The sequence below is a fragment of the Wolbachia endosymbiont (group A) of Bibio marci genome (assembly GCF_947251645.1).
In the GTDB taxonomy this organism is placed as follows: domain Bacteria; phylum Pseudomonadota; class Alphaproteobacteria; order Rickettsiales; family Anaplasmataceae; genus Wolbachia.
Genome location: NZ_OX366364.1, coordinates 1,015,005 through 1,033,131, shown reverse-complemented (window position 1 = coordinate 1,033,131; position 18,127 = coordinate 1,015,005). Strand labels below are relative to the sequence as shown.

Annotated in this window: 11 protein-coding genes, 1 other RNA gene and 5 pseudogenes; 8 read left to right on the top strand and 9 right to left on the bottom strand. The window is 34.7% G+C overall.

What is annotated here, in order from left to right:
- Positions 1-437: 437 nt before the first annotated feature.
- Both OPR48_RS05450 and ssrA read right to left on the bottom strand, forming a co-directional pair.
- Positions 438-875 carry a ClpXP protease specificity-enhancing factor SspB gene (locus tag OPR48_RS05450; RefSeq protein ID WP_265025749.1) on the bottom strand — a complete coding sequence of 146 codons (438 nt, stop codon included), beginning with the start codon at positions 873-875 and terminating at the stop codon, positions 438-440.
- Between the two features lie 22 nt (positions 876-897).
- Positions 898-1,234, bottom strand: a transfer-messenger RNA (tmRNA) gene (gene ssrA, locus OPR48_RS05445).
- Between the two features lie 292 nt (positions 1,235-1,526).
- On the opposite strand from ssrA, the pseudogene OPR48_RS05440 reads away from it, so the two are divergent.
- Together OPR48_RS05440 and OPR48_RS07375 are read left to right on the top strand one after the other, a co-directional pair.
- A pseudogene (locus OPR48_RS05440) lies at positions 1,527-2,255 on the top strand (transposase); the annotation flags it as partial.
- Positions 2,256-2,324: 69 nt separating this feature from the next.
- A pseudogene (locus tag OPR48_RS07375) lies at positions 2,325-2,468 on the top strand (IS110 family transposase); the annotation flags it as partial.
- Positions 2,469-2,501: 33 nt separating this feature from the next.
- Here the strand turns inward: OPR48_RS07375 and OPR48_RS07520 are convergent.
- Positions 2,502-3,088, bottom strand: a pseudogene (locus tag OPR48_RS07520) (transposase family protein); the annotation flags it as partial.
- 139 nt (positions 3,089-3,227) lie between these two features.
- On the opposite strand from OPR48_RS07520, the pseudogene OPR48_RS07285 reads away from it, so the two are divergent.
- Positions 3,228-4,017 (top strand): annotated as a pseudogene (locus tag OPR48_RS07285) (IS982 family transposase).
- Here the strand turns inward: OPR48_RS07285 and OPR48_RS05410 are convergent.
- Positions 4,014-4,148, bottom strand: a complete 135-nt coding sequence (locus tag OPR48_RS05410) for a hypothetical protein (protein WP_265025741.1) — start codon at positions 4,146-4,148, stop codon at positions 4,014-4,016. The pseudogene OPR48_RS07285 and the gene OPR48_RS05410 overlap by 4 nt on opposite strands.
- 40 nt (positions 4,149-4,188) lie before the next feature.
- Here OPR48_RS05410 and OPR48_RS05405 point away from each other — a divergent pair, with 40 nt between their 5' ends.
- Both OPR48_RS05405 and OPR48_RS05400 read left to right on the top strand, forming a co-directional pair.
- Complete coding sequence (locus tag OPR48_RS05405; protein WP_265025515.1) at positions 4,189-5,145, top strand: IS5 family transposase; 957 nt, start codon at positions 4,189-4,191, stop codon at positions 5,143-5,145.
- A gap of 489 nt (positions 5,146-5,634) precedes the next feature.
- Positions 5,635-6,168, top strand: a pseudogene (locus OPR48_RS05400) (transposase); the annotation flags it as partial.
- Between the two features lie 274 nt (positions 6,169-6,442).
- On the opposite strand, the gene OPR48_RS05395 reads toward OPR48_RS05400, so the two are convergent.
- Together OPR48_RS05395 and OPR48_RS05390 are read right to left on the bottom strand one after the other, a co-directional pair.
- Positions 6,443-6,955, bottom strand: a complete 513-nt coding sequence (locus OPR48_RS05395) for a hypothetical protein (protein WP_265025738.1) — start codon at positions 6,953-6,955, stop codon at positions 6,443-6,445.
- Positions 6,956-7,170: 215 nt separating this feature from the next.
- Entirely contained in the window at positions 7,171-10,206 is a 3,036-nt protein-coding gene (locus OPR48_RS05390; protein WP_265025737.1) for an AIR synthase-related protein, read from the bottom strand.
- A gap of 99 nt (positions 10,207-10,305) precedes the next feature.
- Between OPR48_RS05390 and OPR48_RS05385 the strand changes: the two genes are divergently transcribed.
- From OPR48_RS05385 to OPR48_RS05375, 3 genes are read left to right on the top strand one after another with little or no spacing between them, the layout of a single operon-like run.
- The gene (locus tag OPR48_RS05385) at positions 10,306-13,104 is read left to right on the top strand and encodes a WPE palindromic element domain-containing protein (RefSeq protein ID WP_265025735.1); all 2,799 of its coding nucleotides are present in this window, start codon (positions 10,306-10,308) and stop codon (positions 13,102-13,104) included.
- 39 nt (positions 13,105-13,143) lie between these two features.
- A complete protein-coding gene (locus OPR48_RS05380) occupies positions 13,144-13,320 on the top strand; it encodes a hypothetical protein (protein WP_265025734.1) in 177 nt (58 codons plus the stop codon).
- On the top strand, positions 13,305-14,261 hold the full coding sequence (locus OPR48_RS05375; RefSeq protein ID WP_265025454.1) for an IS5 family transposase: 957 nt from the start codon (positions 13,305-13,307) through the stop codon (positions 14,259-14,261). Before OPR48_RS05380 ends, OPR48_RS05375 begins: the two co-directional genes overlap by 16 nt.
- A 3-nt stretch (positions 14,262-14,264) precedes the next feature.
- Here OPR48_RS05375 and OPR48_RS07415 read toward each other — a convergent pair whose 3' ends face one another.
- From OPR48_RS07415 to OPR48_RS05360, 3 genes are all read right to left on the bottom strand, one after another.
- Complete coding sequence (locus OPR48_RS07415; protein ID WP_265025733.1) at positions 14,265-14,492, bottom strand: hypothetical protein; 228 nt, start codon at positions 14,490-14,492, stop codon at positions 14,265-14,267.
- A 511-nt stretch (positions 14,493-15,003) separates the two neighbouring features.
- Entirely contained in the window at positions 15,004-16,788 is a 1,785-nt protein-coding gene (locus OPR48_RS05365; RefSeq protein WP_265025732.1) for a ribonucleoside-diphosphate reductase subunit alpha, read from the bottom strand.
- A 58-nt stretch (positions 16,789-16,846) separates the two neighbouring features.
- The gene (locus OPR48_RS05360; protein WP_265025731.1) at positions 16,847-17,923 is read right to left on the bottom strand and encodes a methyltransferase domain-containing protein; all 1,077 of its coding nucleotides are present in this window, start codon (positions 17,921-17,923) and stop codon (positions 16,847-16,849) included.
- Between the last annotated feature and the right edge of the window lie 204 nt (positions 17,924-18,127).

The window sequence follows — 18,127 nt, the reverse complement described above, 5'->3', positions numbered from 1 at the left end:
TAATTCCATATTATACCTTTATCATTTGTTTTAGGAAATACTATAGTAGCGGAATGACGAATTTGTCGTTTTTCAAATTGTCGGTAAATCTAAGTCAGTTTAGCTATAGAATGAAACAAAGATGGTATGAATTCCTCTATGGCCATTTTGATATAGGTTTGAGAGCTCTTTTTTTGGTGATATATAACAATAGAGTCGAGCAAGCCTGAAGGGTATTTGCAGAGTGTTCAGCCAGTTTCTTTTTCTTTAAAAGATGTAGTAGAAACGTTCAAAGAAGAACCTTTGAAGTGGTTGACTAAAATAGACTATTCGCTAGACTCTGTGGACAAAATTTGAGAGAAGCCAAATGAGAGCCTACACGAAATTTAAAAAGCCCATAAAAACTTCAGAGGTTTTGTCAAAGCGAGAGAAAAGACTTTTAAGCCTCTTATGAGTAACTATTTATCACGCAGTTGATCTATGGATATAATACTACCGTTTGATAATTTTTCAGTACATTTTTCACTTTTGTATTCTTTATCAGAATCGATACTGATTTTGTCAAATATTAAAACATCTCCTGAAATTTTATCACGAAACTCACTAATAGCAAAAAACGGTATAGTAATTCGCTCTTGTTTTCCTTGAAAACTCAAACTGACGCTAAATTTATCCTCAGAAACTTTTAAATCATAGAATTGATGCTGTAATATAATAAGCATTTGAGTGGGGTATGACTTTTTCAAACGATCTGGCATGGTCACACCATTAAAATATGTGAAAAATAATATTTCTAAATGAGGGATAAAACCATTACCTGATATAACATCTAAAGTCTTTTTGATAACTTGAAACTTGGCAGAATTAAGCAATTTTTTGTAATCTGTTTGCTCCATATAACTTCCACATACGTAAATTTTTGGGGAACTTCTGTTACCCGGCGTTCCCTAAACCGTGCTTATAGCAATGAAGTTATAGTGCTTAAATTAAGCAGCTATTGCAACATCGTCTTCAGCAGCAAAATTATCGTTTGCATTTAAATTATGAACTCTTAGCGGTGGTGTCTAACCGAGCAAAGCTACCATCTTTACTATGCATGTCGATCCTTATTCGCCCCCATATAAATTAAAAAACATGGTGGAGGCGCCGAGTACTGCCCTCGGGTCCAATACACCTATTACAAGGTAATTTTATTGCTATAGTACACAAAATATACATAGCTATTATATAGCAACATTAAATAAATGTCAAGATATTATGACCTTAAGTTGATTTATTGCTAAAACAAAATTAAGATTTCCAGTAAAAAATTCTGTGACCTTACCCAGAAGGTATGAATTAGGTATTGCTTGGTTGGAAGCAAGAGAAGATAATCACTTTTCAGAGTGGATAGGTGGCAGGTTGGCACTTTTTCTGAGTGTTCTTGTATAAAGTATATGAAAGAAGACCTCGTTACTCAGATTCTGCCACCGGTGAGGCTCACAAAATGTGATGACCTCGTATAGGAGTTTGGACCAACCAGTACTCTGATATATTGAAATGTGCAATTGGAGGAAAAATATGCGTCACATAGGCATTATACCAATAGTTTTACTGTTTGTTACTTGCAAGAAGGAAAATCGGAGTATATTCAAACGTTTCGCTTAAAAGACTTAAATAATTTTATCAGAAATCTTCAAGAAACAGATGAAATAGCTAACAGGCAATAGCTGTTTTTTTTATGACGCAGTGTCACCTTATGTTAAGAGCGTGGTCTCCTGGACAGTTTGAAGTTGTTCGTTGCTCTGTGAACAAAACGGACAAGCACGATGCGCGAGCTATTGCTTTTTTTCTAAGCAAAGGTATGTTGCCTGAAGCAAAGCAAACAATGCAAGCAGTTAGCTTCTCTTCTTCAAACAAGAGACCAGTTACGGGTATCTTTAATCAATAAAATGCATGGTCTTTTTAATTACCATGGGATAAAAATTAAAAAGGAAGCACTTACAACTAAGGTGGGTGCTATTGGAAAGTATACTTGGGATCCTTTAGAAAAGGTTGAAATTGAAGTAATTAGCTATCATTTGGAAGCTATTCGGGAAATCTTAAAAAACTTGAGAGGGAAATTATAGCTTTTGCCAAACAGCTTCCTGAACCTTATCAGCATAAAAGGAATTGGCCCAATTTCTGCAGCTATTTTTATTGCAACAATTGGAGACATTAATGATTTTCATAGGCCTGAGAAACTTACTGCATATTTTGGAATTGTGCCACGAGTTTCTCAATCTAATCAACAGTGCACGATCGGAACAAACGTGATATTCTTTAGTGCAGTGTACTTGAGTTGCTATACGCTTATCTGAACAGCTTATGTAAAAAAAAAGCGTGGTTCTGCTAAGGCTATTATTGCTACTGCCAGGAAATTTCTTACAACTATTTTCTATACTCTTAAAAATGATTGGGTTTTTAAAGATTTCACAAAATTTGAATTTTTTATTGGACAACAATCATAGGAGAAAAAGTAGAGAGAAAGTTAAGAAAATTTTTTACAAAAAGAACGATGAATCAAAATGTTCAGGAATGCAATAATTAATAGCAGAATGCCTACGCTATTTATTGTAAAAATTTCTATGTATTCAAATATGGCAGTTCTAGTTTGTTGAGCGAGAAGTATCAATAAGCAGCTCCCTTTTTAGTGAGCTTTTCTGCAACAATAACAACAACCTTTATGACTCATGCTAGATACAATATTCTTTATACCCAGTAGATATTGATAATTCTTTGAAGTATATTGTGAGCCTTGATCGCTATGTAACAGTAGATTTTCAGGGGGTTTGCGTTTGTTAACAGCCATAAGCAAAGAATTCACAATTAATTATTGTATTACTCATTAACTACCATGCGTGAGAATTATTGCTGCCAACAGCCTCCCTTGGTTTTTATGTAAGTAATCCCACACTTTATTTGGCTGATCAGTAGTGAATTTTTGATCCAATATGTTCGGAGCTATAACTCTATTGTCTGTTTGCCGTTTTTTAACCTTAAACCTTCGTCTAAGTTGGGCTTGAATACCATTTTCCTGCATAACACTTTCCACTGTTTTGATGTTATAATTTTTGCCTAAAGCTTTTATGTATTTTAGACGCTAATTATGGATTAGAAAAATAGTAAGAGAGGAGGGAAAAAGAGGGTAAACTCCAGTATTTTAGCGATAATATGAGGTTACCCAATGAATAAGAATATAACACTGTTTTGTAGATGATTATTGTAAAATAATAGATGAAAATTTTGCAAGCAGACTACTGCCAAGTGGCAAAAAACCTACCAGAGTGCCAGAAATAACGTATTCTGAAATTATAACAATAATTCTACTATATCAGCAATCTAGATATGAAAATTTTAAATCATTTTATCAATACTATCTAAAGTTATTACATAAGTCAGACTTTCCAACACTGCCTTCATATGATAGGTTCATTGCGTTAAAGCCGCGAGTTTTATGGTATTTAGCAATTCTGCTGCAATGGTTAAGCAAAAAATACAGGCATTTCCTATATTGATTCAACACCTATTGCAGTATGTCACAGAAAGAGAATCTCAAAAAACAAAGTTTTTCCGGAATTGCTGAGATAGGAAAAAGCACTTATGGTTGGTTTTATGGTTTCAAATTACATATGGTAATCAATGAAAAAGGTAAGGGGTTACTTTGACAAAAGGTAATGTTGACGATAGGAAACCAGTTCCAGACCTGACTAAAAAATTAGCGGGTTTATTATTTGGAGATAAAGGCTATATTAAAAAAGATCTATTTTTTTGATAGAAATCTCAAGCTTGTGACCAAGATAAAAAAAGGTATGAAAAATGTATTAATCTCGCTAAATGAGAAGATTTTTCTGAGAAAAAGATCTATCATTGAAACCGTCTTTGGTTACCTAAAAAACAGATTAGATATCTGCCATAGATCTCCTATTAATTTTTTAGTTCACATTTTTTCCACCCTTATTTCATATTCTTTAAAACGGAAAAAAACCTCCTATTTCCAACACTTTCTTCATCAGCTAATCCATAGTTAGCATCTTGACTACTTGGATCCAGAAAAATTGATTGTGCACTATACAACATTTTCGATCAAAAGCTGGATTCCAGTGGGCTTTGTTGCATAGCAACCGAAAAAATCTGGTGGCTACTGACAAAATTCATTATAAATAACCATTTAACTGTTGAAGAAAAAATATGCCACAGAAAATGAAAGTCAGTAACCAAAATGAATATAACAAATTTCTCCAGGAAAGAGGAAATATTTTTCATTATATCAATGAAGCCATAGAAAATTGGTATGAAAATAGTCCAAAAATGCAAGGCGGCAACTATATTTACAGTGATAAAGTTGTGATTTTGGTGCATATAATTGTCAATCTTTTTAGAATTGGTTTAAGACAAACGGTGGGGTTTATAAAAGGATATATGCAACAAATAGGAAGAGATTTAGCAGTTATCAGCTATTCACAAGCATCAAGAAGGTTTAAGAAACTTAATATTAAGATCAATGATTGCAGAATTGATAAAAATAATATGGAAGACATCGAAATTGCTATAGATAGTACAGGTATCAGCATTTACAACAATACCCCTGGTCACAGCAAGGAAAATAGCGCTAACAGAAAATATCGTGGCTATGAACAGACAAGAAAATTGCATGTAATGTTGAATATAAACAGCAAAAAAGCCATAGCTGTAAAATACAGTAACGGTGTCTACTCTGATCACTATGGAGCTTGCGATTTGCTTAAAGAAGTTAATTTTCAGCATATCATAAAAGCACTATATGCAGATAGGGCATATGATAGGCACAAGTTTTACAAATTGTGTCACGAATATGATATAAAGGCAAAAATTCCACCAATAAACAATGCGGCAGAACATCCAGAAATAGATTATATGTCTGACAGAAATGCTGCTATTAGGTTAATAAAGTTATACGGTGAAGATGGCGTGAAAGAATGGAAAAAAGAAGTAAATTATGGGAAAAGATCTTATATTGAAGGGTTTTTCTCAAGATTAAAGCAAATATTTGGATTCAGCTTTAGGAATAAATCCGAAGTAAATCGCGAAAAAGAATTGCTGATTAAGTGCTATTTGCTTAATCAATTTACTGAAATTGGTATGGCTAAATTTGAAATGGCTACATGATATTTATCGTAAATTACTACCAGTATAAGGTGCGATGCAACAAAGCCATTCCAGTGTCAAGCACTGGAATGACACCACCTGCCACGTAAATTGCCCGCAAATTGCAATGTTCGTACAGTTATGTGTCACGCACTGGGATGACAAAAGAAGGGGCTACTCGGATGACACCACTTTTGCTTCAATATTTGCGATGCTCCTGAACAGACAATGGCGTCAACTTAAGGGAAAATATCAGTGATTGTGTGTAAAATTTCTCTCTAAATTTTTTATCATTAAATTATCCAAAGAGTGCAAGAAACAGCACTTTTGTTTCTATTTTATTTCAACAAAAAAGTTTAAAATGTGTCCTTTTTAGACGAGACGTGCAGAAAGGAAAAAATCTTATTTTACAAATTAAAAATACAATATACTCAAAAACTTTTCAGAAAATCCATAGGAGGGTTTGCTAATGAAGGCTCTTAAGTTGACGCCATTGCCTGAACAGATACCAGCAAAGAAAATAGCAAAGATAGAGAGTATCGCGGCTATAAACAAGTAAGAAAATTGCACATAATGTTGAGCAAACAAGTCATAGCTACAAAATACAGTAATGGCGTTTACTCTGATCACTATGGAGCATTGGGGAAATTTGATGTTAAATATGCTATAAAAGCACTATATGCAGATAGGGCATATGATAGAAAAAAGCTCTATAAGCTGTGTAATCAATATGGCATAAAAACGAAAATTCCTCTGAAAAACAACGCATCAGAGCATCCAAAATTGGATTATATGCTTGATAGAAATGCCGCTATTCAGTTAATGAAATTACATGGTGAGAATGGTATAAAAAGATGGAAAGAAGAAGTAAATTACGGAAAAAGATCGTATATTGAAGGATTTTTCTCAAGGTTGAAGCGAATATTTGGGTTTAGTTTTAAGAATAAATCTGAGACAAATAGAGAGAAGGAACTACTTATTAAATGCTACTTAATGAACAAATTTACTGCAATTGGTATGCCTAAATTTGAAATAGTCGCATAAAATTATTTACTCTGGAAAAAACTTACGTTGCTATGCAACAAAGCCATTCCAGTGTCAGCTACTTTCATGACACCACTTACTACGCAAATTACCTGCAAATTGCAATGTTCGTACAGCTGTGTGTCAAGCACTGGGGTGACATCTTACTGGTGGACTCAAATTGCAATCTTTGTACAGTTGTGGGTTTAGGCTACCTATAAATTCTAAACTGTTGTTACGTATTAGGACCACCAACCCAGGACCCAAAGTCAGTTTAGCTATATCAGAAAACAGGTTATGTGGAAATCTTAAAATACTTCTTGTTCGCCAAGCAAAATAAATACATTCCTACAAACAAGCAGATGCTCAATACTGACACATAAGAAAACTTAAAAATTAAATCTCTAATATATATTGATAAGCATTTACCTGCAGAAAATTTGTATAGTAATCCAACACATACAACGGCACTATCAACAACTGATGCTATAATTAAAGTAATGAAATTTGCCATATGAAAATTCAACTTGGACTTCAATTTTTCAAAAATAATTATGCTTGAGAGAAGAGAGACTAAAATTGCAGTATATGAAATCAATATCATCAAATTAAAACTTTGCCATTTAAAAACACAACATAGCGCTGTACACACTATTAAGCTGTACGTAGCTTTGCTTTTGCCATAAAATTCAACCATTGAATTTACAACTAAAGCAGCTCCCACAAATAAGGCAGCACATATCATCAATTTATTTGAAGTGTTGAGTAAAGAAAGACTGATAAACAGGAGTATCGATAAAATAGACATAATTACCTACCCAAATTTAATAACATACATTTATTTTAAGTAAATATTGCACATAGTGAAAGAGTTATTTAGCATAATCAAAAAAAATATTTTAAACTGACATGCTATAGCTAACCCAAGAAAGGTTTTCCTACGTCATACCGCCGCGGTATCTCTAGATCCCGCTAACAAGCAGCGGGATGACGAATTTGTCGTTTATCAAATCGTCTGTAAACCTAAGTCACTTTAGCTATATAATAACTATTTCCCAAATCTTTCAGATTTACTTTTAAAACATCCTTTATGTTTAGCACCTTTTTCTCTGTTACTTTGCCAATACATGAATAAACCGCACCTTCAAACAATGCTTCAAACCTCTTCCGATTTTGTGGTGCAATAGTAACCAAAATTCTACTTTGCGATTCAGAAAACATTGTTATCTTGTTTATTATACCTGTATTTTGTATTTTTCCTATTGGCACTAGTGAAAGATCGATTTCAGCACCAAGGTCTCCTGCAATTAGCGATTTTGCCAGAGCAATAATTAATCCGCCCAAGTTTGGTGCAATTGCAGAGGCAATTATGCCATCTTTTATTGCCTGGTTGTAACATTCATACAACTTTCTAGCACTTTGTGCATCAACTTTTGGTACGTTGTTATTACCTATTCCACTATATAACTGATATTCAGATCTACCAAGCTCATCGTGGGTTGTACCAAGCACATATATCAAGTCCCCCGGCATTTTCACATCAAGCGATACCGCACTTTCAATATTCTCTATAACTCCAATTGCTGAGATGAGTAATGAAGGTGGTGCAGATATCATCACTTTCTCGCCATTTTCGTCATATCCCTTAAAGTCGTTAAACATACTATCTTTTCCGGATATGAATGGTGTTTTAAATGCAGTTGCAAAGTCGTAACAAGCCTCTGCAGCTCTCTTTAGTTGCCACAGCCTTTCTGGATTATAAGCATCACACCAGCAAAAATTGTCGAGCAACGCTAGATGATTTATATTTCCTCCTGCGGCTACATAGTTGCGTATCGCGGTGTCAATTGCACATGCTGCCATGTGGTAGGTGTCAATTTCTCCATAACTCGAGCCAAACCCCTGTGATTTCACAACACCTTTGTTTGAAGAAAAGATTGGCCTTGAAACAATAGCTTCACTGCACACTCTTCCCTTGCCCTGCAATGGTTTTAGCACTGACGATCCTTGAATTTCATGGTCATATTGCACCACTATAAACTCTTTGCTGCATATGTTTGGTCTGCTCAGCATTTCTTTTAGCTCGACTTCTAAAGATGCTGGATTTGTTGTCATTCCAGTGCATGGCGCTAGAAGCCCCTTAGACCACGGCTTTGTCTGTAAATGCACTTTGGGATTACCATCATGCAGAAATTCAGTTTCGATGTCCATTATTGGTGGAGCAGAAGAGAGTTGAACCTTAGCCCTCTTGCTATCACTGAACTCTCCAATCACACAAACCTCCACATCATGTTTTTTCATGATTTGCTTAAACACAGGAAGATTTTCTTCTGGCACTGCTAAGGTCATTCTCTCTTGTGATTCTGATATCCATATTTCCCACGGAGCCATACCATCGTTTTTAAGGAGAACCTTGCTCAAATCAACTTCAAATCCGTCTTTTCCCATTTCACCAATAGACGATGATAGACCGCCTGCTCCATTATCCGTTATTGCATTATAAAGATCAAGATCTCTTGCTTCCAAGGCGGCATTGGATAATTTTTTTTGTGTTATAGGGTCACCAATTTGCACAATTGTTGAAGGGCTGTTTCCCGACAATGCCTCTGAAGAAAACGTTGCACCGTGAATTCCGTCCCTTCCAACTCTTCCACCAATAATTACAATCTTATCGCCGTTTTTAGGTCCTTTTATGTGTGAAGGTGCATTATTTATACTGCGCGGAATAATTCCGACGCTTCCAACAAAGACCAGCGGCTTCCCACAAAATCTATCGTCAAAATATACCGACCCAAGTTGTGTTGGAATACCAGAGCAATTACCAGCAACATTAACGCCATGAATCACTTCTTTCATTATATATTTCGGCGGTAAGATCTCATCAGTGCGCTCTTTATCCCTATAAAATTTGCCTTTTGCTTCTTTGGCAAAGCAAAAGTAATAGGTATTCATTATAGGTTCCGCGCCTTTCCCGAAACCCACTATATCACGATTAACTCCAAGCACTCCGGTCATTGCTCCACCAAAAGGATCGAGAGCTGAAGGGCTATTGTGAGTTTCAACTTTATCTACGATTAAGTAATCGTCATCGAAGATTATTCCTCCGGCGTTGTCGGAGAAAACTGACACACATATGTCAGAATTTATCTCACGTGTTGCACGCTTTATATAGTGTGCGTACAGGCCATCTTTTATTTCATCAATGGGAGAGGAGAAAATGTTGTGCTTACAATGTTCAGACCAAGTTTGTGCTAGGGACTCAAGTTCAATATCATATGGATTTCTACCAAGTTTTTTAAAGTAATCCTTTATAGCTTTCATTGCTGTAAGGGAGAGACCTAAAGTGCCATTGCCATCGATTCCATCTCTACTAATTTTTTCAAGCTCTTGGTCACTTACATTGAGGTCAACAGACTTAGCCCCATTACTACTTGATGTCATCCCAGTACTCTCTTTTGTCATCCCAGCCCCTTCTTTTGTCATTCCAGTGCTTGACACTGGAATCCAGTTTTCATTATACAATTGCTTGAAGTTTCCTGGATCCAAGTACTGGATGACACCAGGTGAGGCATTCGATTTACCATAATACTTCCAACGGCAATTGCTGTTTTCTTTATAAACAAGAATGCAATACTCAGTGATAGGGTTGAATTCTTGTTTTATGTCATCTTCAGTTGGCAAATTCCCTTGACTTAGAATCAATTTTGAACTTCTTGCTTTGATATAAACATTTTCATCAATGTAGTTCTTGTTTATTAAATATTCTCTAACAATTTGTTTCACTGTGTTGCCTACATTATCGGTCATGCCAGGTAAAAAGCTTATTTCCAAGCCCCACTCAGCTTGTGGTTCTATGAAATCATATTGAACTTCTTCAAGGTTTTCGTTGTAGGAATAATAACGGCAATCTTGTATGACTTTATTATAAAATAGCCCGCAAATTTCTTCATATAATTTGGATGGTAATCCTTTGCGTATGTAAATCGAGTAAACGTTGACTAACCATCTGCGGCCAATTTGCTCGCATTTATTTAAAACTTCTATTCTAATGTTTGCCATGTAATGTTATAAAAAATTTTAATATATAATAGCATACAAGCACGTTTATATTTTGAATAATTTCTATACAATAAAATATTGTATTAATTGTTACTGTTAGTGGGAAGAGTTTTTACCGTTAATGTGGATGAATCTCTTTTTGATGTGCTGGTTCAGCACATATTTTCTGAATATGAAAGAGAAAAAATTCCTGAAGTAAAAATTATACTTCCTTGCAAGAGGGATGTGATAGCGTTGCTGAGTGCGTTCAAGAATTACAACGCTAAAAAATGCATAATTTTGCCAGAGATAGTTTCGCTAGAGAACATCGATGAGGAGGATTTAATATTAAATCTTGATAGAGTTAAAGTTATCAATCCAACAAAGAGGACGCTGCTACTCATTCAATTCATATTGGAGTGGAATAGAAAAAATAATGATAATTTCCCCATTGATTTAGCTTATAGCCTGCCATCATTGCTTGATAAAATTCAATCTACCCAAACAACGGATTGTTATCAATTCGATGAACATTCAAAAAAAATAGAGAATTTCATAAGCTTACTCATTGAGAGTTGGAATAAAATTTTAAAAGATTTAGGAGTAGTAGATATATTAGAACATAAGAGTGATTACATAAACAATATGATAATCTCTTTACAAAAAGACCAACATATAATCTTTGTTGGAATTGGAAAGGATAAGTCGTTAATTAAGGCTATATATGACCTGCCGTTTGGAAAAATAATTTTGCCTAACCTGAATTTGAAAATTAAAGAGAAAGACTGGAAATTGCTTGATAAAAAACACTATCAATATTGTTTGAAAGATTTGTTGGATTATTTAAATGTAGATAGAAGGGATGTGAGTTTTCTGCCAGAAGCGTGTTCTGGTGTCATCCCAGTGCTCCGACACTGGGATCCAGAAAACTTAACTTTAAATGAGCGCACCAGGTGGCTGTATAATGAAAACTGGATCCCAGTGTCAAGCACTGGGATGACAGAAGAAAGGGCTGGGATAACAGGAAGTCCTGAGGAATATCTAGATTACGTCTTTGATACAACTGCCGATCTAAGCAAAGTTAGTAATGGACATATTGGCAATATTGAAGTCATCACTTGTGATTCCAGAGAGGAAGAAGCACAAGTGACATCATTAATTATAGAGAATGAAGGTTATGAAAACGTTTCTTTGGTTGTCTTTGATAAATTACTTGCAGCTCGTATAGCATGTTTATCAAGGCAACACAGTGCCATACCGGAAAATTATCCTTATATAATGCTTCTGCTTTATAGTATCGAAGTTTTGACCTCAAATTGGAGCAGTGTGTCATTACTTTCGCTCCTTAAACATAGGCTAGTGACTTTTGGTTACACTCAAGAAGAGTACTCTCGGATTTTATCTGAATTTGAAATAGAGATATTACGCAACTTTAGTACAAATGGCCTGAGCGATATTATAAATGCTATCAATGCCCATAAAAAGCTAAAATATAAAGAGAATATATTGCTTATTATCAATAGGTTAGAGGTTATATTTAATCTTTTATTTAATTCTATAAATTGCCCTATTTCTGATGTGGTGGCAACTCATTTGCAGTGTATTAATATGCTATCTGGTATAAATTTTTCAGAGCTAAATAGTGAAATAGGTAATTTTACCTGTAATTTCTCAAATGCATGTGAGGGTATAGAAATTAAGTGCTCCTTAGAGTTATATAGCCAAATTCTGACTTTATTTTTAGAGAAAGAGTTTTTCTCTGTAGCAAGTGACTTGAATAAATTCAGCTTATATCACAACAAAGTTGTAATACTTGCTGGATTTAATGAAGCGCCAAGCTTTCAAAGTCCGCTTTTGAATGCACTTACGAGAGAAAAATTTAATCTTCCTTCTGCGCAAGAAGAGCAGGGGTATTTTTTTTATACTTTACACAATTTGTTTTGCGCAAGTAAGGTTTATATTACAAGATCGCTAAGCCATAGAAAACCAATTCTATTGCAGCGTTTGGAAATTCTGCTCAAGGAGGGGAAACAGCCGTATCGTGATTGGCTGAGGGTATTAAATACGCCTGAATGTACTGTTCCATGTACTCAACCTATGCCAAAACCTCAAACCGAAGTTAGAAAAGAAAAAATGCAGGTGATGTCTTGCAGTGCAATAGAAAAGCTAATTCGTAATCCTTATTCATTTTACGTTGAATATATACTGGGCCTTAAACAATTAAGAGACTTGAATTTTAAGCCATCGATATTGGAATTTGGCACTATGGTACACAACATTCTTGCAAGATATTTACGCAACAAAAAATCGCTGATGAGCATTGCACGAGAAGCATTCTCGACTAGTCAGTTTAATTTTTCAAATATGTGGTGGGTAAGACTGCAAAGGATTTTTGTCGAATTTGATGAGACTCGAAGCAATTATGTTGAGTTGGAAAAGAGTTTTACCTGTCCGATATTTCATATTCCAGCGCGTGACGCTGGTTCTTGTGATCAGTATGAAACTGCTGGGATGACAAATAGGCCACAAGAAGTTTCACTGACAGCAAGATGTGATAGAGTTGAGTATCTACCAAGTGGGCAAGTAGCAATTATAGACTATAAACTTGGTTCACCACCTTCCAATGAAGAAGTTATGTCGGGGTTTTTTCCGCAATTAATTTTGCAAGCTTTAGCGGTAGAGTATGTGACCGGAAGGGAAGTCTCAGAACTTGCTTATTGGAAACTTGATTATGATAAAATAAAAGTTATTTCTTTACGAGATTATAGACAAAAAATGCAAGAATTTCAGAATGATCTGCCAGATTTTTTATCTAATTATTTAAGAGATACTATTCCCTTTATTGCCTCTCCATATTTTGATAAATTCCTGAGATTTAACAGCTATAAACAGCTAGAAAGGGTAGGGGAGTGGTTGTAAATGGTGTCATGTAAGTAGCTGACACTGGTTCACTCTATAATGGTGTCATCCCAGTGCCCAGAGGTGTCATCTCAGTGCTCCTTTTTTTGTCATCCCAGTGCCCAGACACTGGGATGGCTTTGTTGCATAGCAACCGAAAAAATCTGGTGGCTACTGACAAAATTCATTATAAATAACCATTTAACTGTTGAAGAAAAAATATGCCACAGAAAATGAAAGTCAGTAACCAAAATGAATATAACAAATTTCTCCAGGAAAGAGGAAATATTTTTCATTATATCAATGAAGCCATAGAAAATTGGTATGAAAATAGTCCAAAAATGCAAGGCGGCAACTATATTTACAGTGATAAAGTTGTGATTTTGGTGCATATAATTGTCAATCTTTTTAGAATTGGTTTAAGACAAACGGTGGGGTTTATAAAAGGATATATGCAACAAATAGGAAGAGATTTAGCAGTTATCAGCTATTCACAAGCATCAAGAAGGTTTAAGAAACTTAATATTAAGATCAATGATTGCAGAATTGATAAAAATAATATGGAAGACATCGAAATTGCTATAGATAGTACAGGTATCAGCATTTACAACAATACCCCTGGTCACAGCAAGGAAAATAGCGCTGACAGAAAATATCGTGGCTATGAACAGACAAGAAAATTGCATGTAATGTTGAATATAAACAGCAAAAAAGCCATAGCTGTAAAATACAGTAACGGTGTCTACTCTGATCACTATGGAGCTTGCGATTTGCTTAAAGAAGTTAATTTTCAGCATGTCATAAAAGCACTATATGCAGATAGGGCATATGATAGGCACAAGTTTTACAAATTGTGTCACGAATATGATATAAAGGCAAAAATTCCACCAATAAACAATGCGGCAGAACATCCAGAAATAGATTATATGTCTGACAGAAATGCTGCTATTAGGTTAATAAAATTATACGGTGAAGATGGCGTGAAAGAATGGAAAAAAGAAGTAAATTACGGGAAAAGATCTTATATTGAAGGGTTTTTCTCAAGATTAAAGCAAATATTTGGATTCAGCTTTAGGAATAAATCCGAAGTAAATCGCGAAAAAGAATTGCTGATTAAGTGCTATTTGCTTAATCAATTTACTGAAATTGGTATGGCTAAATTTGAAATGGCTACATGATATTTATCGTAAATTACTACCAGTATAAGGTGCGATGCAACAAAGCCCACTGGGATCCAGGAAAGTTTGCTTGTAAACAAGAAAACTAGCATAGAAAGTGGTTACAACGTTTTCGATGAGATTATATGGAAAACTGGATTCCAGTGTCAAGCACTGGAATGACATCACAGGGGCACTGAAATGACACCTCTCTTGGGCTCTTTTAGCTATAAATATTAAGAAATTTACCAAATGAAAAAAAAGGCAAAAGAAGCCCTAGTCATTGTCTATTTTCAGTATTGGCGTTTTTTAAAGTCTTAAACACTGCAATTTAGCTGCTTTTAAATGCAACTCACCTTAGTTTAAATGTTTAAGAAATTTACTAAGCAGAAAAAAAGGCAAAAAAATCCCGTGTTAGCTAGTTGTCACTCTCTAATCCTGCAAATTGGCGTACTATACTGTCTTAAACGACTTATAAGCGCGTTTCAGCTTATATAGGTAAAAACCTAGAAATATTGTGAAGACATAAGGTGCACATAGTGCAAAAAATTAAAAATAAGACGCCAACTACGTTGTTTTCTTGCTGTTTAATCTGCACAGATGAAGATAACTGAATACCTTCAGTTTCATGATAAGGGGGCTGGCGGAGGGTGTCAAGCAAGTTTTTGTTTCTATTCTCTTCTATTTGCCATATTTTGAAAAAACGTTTTATTTTACTCCAAAAACGTCTTAACTTTCTCTCTACTTTTTCTGAATAAGGTCACTATTGGCATGACAAACATTCATCGTAGTCAATATCTGTTTTTTGTTGCAATATTTCACTTTTTTTGAATATGTCATGCGAGACCTTATCGGCTCTCTGCATTGATTGTGATCTGCAGTAATATAAGCTCTTCAATCCTTTTTTCCAAGCAAGCATGTGTATTTTGTGCAAGTAACGTTTATGTACGTTGGCAGGTAAGAACAGATTTACTGATTGAGACTGGCAAATATACGAAGTTCTATCACTTGCATGTTCTATAATCCATCTTTGTTCAAGCTCGTACGCTGTTTTAAATGTCAATTTTTCATGCTCACTAAGAAAATCTAAATGCTGAACGGAACCCTCATTTGTTGAAATTGAAGACCATACTTTATCATTGTCTTGATTTTTTTCTGCTAATAGTTTTTGCAAGAATTTATTTCGCACTACAAATGAGCCTGTAAGTGTCTTTTGTATGAATACGTTTGCTGCATATGGTTCTATTCCAGGAGAGGTATTGCCTGCAATAATGGAGATCGAGGCAGTAGGAGCAATAGCGAGCTTGTGTGTAAACCTTTCCATTAGATCAACTTCTTTGGCATCAGGACATGCCCCCTTTTCTTCTGCCAATTTTTTAGAAACTATATCTGCTTGCTCGCGTAAATACTTAAATATTTTTTTATTCCATTGTTGTGCTGTTACTGATTCAAAAGGAACCATTTTGCTTTGTAAAAATGAATGAAAACCCATCACACCAAGACCAATACTGCGTTCTCTGGCTGCAGAATATTTTGCTCGCTGCATTTCATTCGGTGCTTTATTTATAAAATCTTCCAATACATTATCAAGGAAACGCATTATATCTTCTATGAAGAGTTTATTGTCTTTCCATTCTTCGTAGTACTCAAGATTTACGGATGATAGACAACACACAGCAGTGCGTAACTTATTCAGGTGATCATAACCTGTGGTTAAAGTTATTTCACTGCATAGATTTGACATCTTGATGTCTAAGTTGAGCTTTTTGTAAGATTCTGGCTTATTGTTATTTGTTGCATCAAGGAAAATAATGTAAGGTTCTCCAGTTTCAACTCTTGCTGTTAGTATTTTGATCCATATATCCCGCGCTTTTACAGTTGAAATAACCTTATTGTTGTGAGGGCTTATTAAATTCCATTCTTGATCATTCTCAACAGCCTGCATAAATTTATCTGTTACTATTACAGCATGATGTATATTTAACGCTTTGCGATTTGGGTCACCGCCTGTTGGCTTACGTAAATCCAGAAACTCTTCTATCTCCGGATGGAATACAGGAAGATAAACTGCTGAACTTCCTCGCCTTAAGGATCCCTGACTAATTGCAAGCGTTAGAGCATTTTGCACTACAATAAATGGAACAATTCCTGATGTTTTACCACTGCCTTTTACACTCTCACCAATTGAACGTAAATTTCCCCAATAACTACCTATGCCTCCTCCACGTGCAGCAAGCCAAACATTTTCATTCCATAAGTCAACTATTCCCTGCAAGCTGTCTTCGGTTTCATTAAGAAAGCAAGAGATAGGTAACCCTCTCTTAGTGCCACCATTGCTGAGTATTGGTGTTGAAGGCATGAACCACAAGTTGCTCATGTAGTCATAAAGACGCTGCGCATGTTCTTTATTATCAGAGTAGTAATTGGCAATACGTATGAAGAGGTCTTGATAACTTTCATTTTCTATTAAATACCTGTCTGATAGAACTGCTTTTCCAAAATCGGTTAATTTGCTATCCTTTGCGTAATTAATAGTAATGTTATTCATAAAATTCCTTTTATTCTTTTATTATATATAGATACTTAAAAGCCACTTTGAGCGATTTTTAAGTTAGGTTTTTCGGATTTTCTTGTTGATGCTGTAATGCAAACAAGATACCGTCAACCTGACTGCCATATATTTTACAGTAACTCATATAACTTATTTGCATATTTATTTCTTTTGCAACATGTTGAACATAACTTTCTGAATGACGAAAATAGTCTCCTTTGTTTACAAAATCAATACCTTCACCTTCCTTTCTTCTTATTAAACATACAATAACTCCTTTTTTGCTCGTAGATCTTTTTGCTAATTCCAACTCTTCTTGAAAGTCATGTAGATAATGTAGCACTTCAGCAAAGATAATTACATCATACTGCTGGTTTTTCTCTTGTTTAAGAAACTCTTTCATTTCCATATGTATTAATTCATTGTAAACAGGCTTACCTTTTATAAAGCATCCTCTTGCAATATTTAGCATTCTACTTGAAATGTCAATTCCTGTTATGTGGTTTCCAATACTATTTATTTTCAAGAAATGACCACATATTCCAGTTCCACAACCAAGGTCAAGTATATTGAGCTCAGAAGTGGAGTTGTTGAAGATTTTTGTAATTATCATGTGTACAAGTTCATGCCCTTTATACTGTTTAGCAATCAACCAATGCTCAACAAAATATTCACCTGTATAATCAAAATATTGTCTTATGAGGTTTTTTGGCAATTCTGTAATAGGCGCTGAGTTTGTCATTTTTTTTATATAGTAAGACGCCTCCTCGTGGTCACTATCTAATTTTAGTGCCTTTGTTAAATAATTATAAGCTTTGTTAGTATTTCCTACCGCAAAATGACACCTTCCGATGTTATACCAGACTATAGGTAGATGGGGGTAAAATATGCTAATTAACCAAAATCGTAACTTTGCATCTGATATGCTGCCTTTATAAAAGTGATATAAACCGATTTCAATGTTGGTATTTAACAGGTTTTTAGATTTTTCAAGAAGCACTGTCATTTCTTTATGAAGAGTATTATATTTGTTCACAATGAAGTGTTTTACTTTCTTAATATTTAATACGCCAATGAGCTTAGACATACAATTTAAAGCAACGTTTTTTATAAAAGAGAGATTACTTTTCATACATTAGAAATACTCCGAATGTTCATTATCATTTTTAGGCAATTGATTTTAACACATTTTATCTTACAAAATATCTTTTTCATTAATTTTTACTGTATATATAAGTTTACCGCACATTTCTCAGATTGTACTGTTTAGGATTGCTAGTATATTGTTGTTGATAATATAAGTAAATGTTTTGTGCAAAAAGGCGTTGACATATTA

Coding starts and splice junctions, on each gene's coding strand:
- OPR48_RS05365 (WP_265025732.1), bottom strand. CDS start 16,788: ATGAATAACATTACTATTAATTACGCAAAGGATAGCAAATTAACCGAT.
- OPR48_RS05450 (WP_265025749.1), bottom strand. CDS start 875: ATGGAGCAAACAGATTACAAAAAATTGCTTAATTCTGCCAAGTTTCAA.
- OPR48_RS05375 (WP_265025454.1), top strand. CDS start 13,305: ATGCCACAGAAAATGAAAGTCAGTAACCAAAATGAATATAACAAATTT.
- OPR48_RS05380 (WP_265025734.1), top strand. CDS start 13,144: ATGGTGTCATCCCAGTGCCCAGAGGTGTCATCTCAGTGCTCCTTTTTT.
- OPR48_RS05405 (WP_265025515.1), top strand. CDS start 4,189: ATGCCACAGAAAATGAAAGTCAGTAACCAAAATGAATATAACAAATTT.
- OPR48_RS05395 (WP_265025738.1), bottom strand. CDS start 6,955: ATGTCTATTTTATCGATACTCCTGTTTATCAGTCTTTCTTTACTCAAC.
- OPR48_RS05390 (WP_265025737.1), bottom strand. CDS start 10,206: ATGGCAAACATTAGAATAGAAGTTTTAAATAAATGCGAGCAAATTGGC.
- OPR48_RS05360 (WP_265025731.1), bottom strand. CDS start 17,923: ATGAAAAGTAATCTCTCTTTTATAAAAAACGTTGCTTTAAATTGTATG.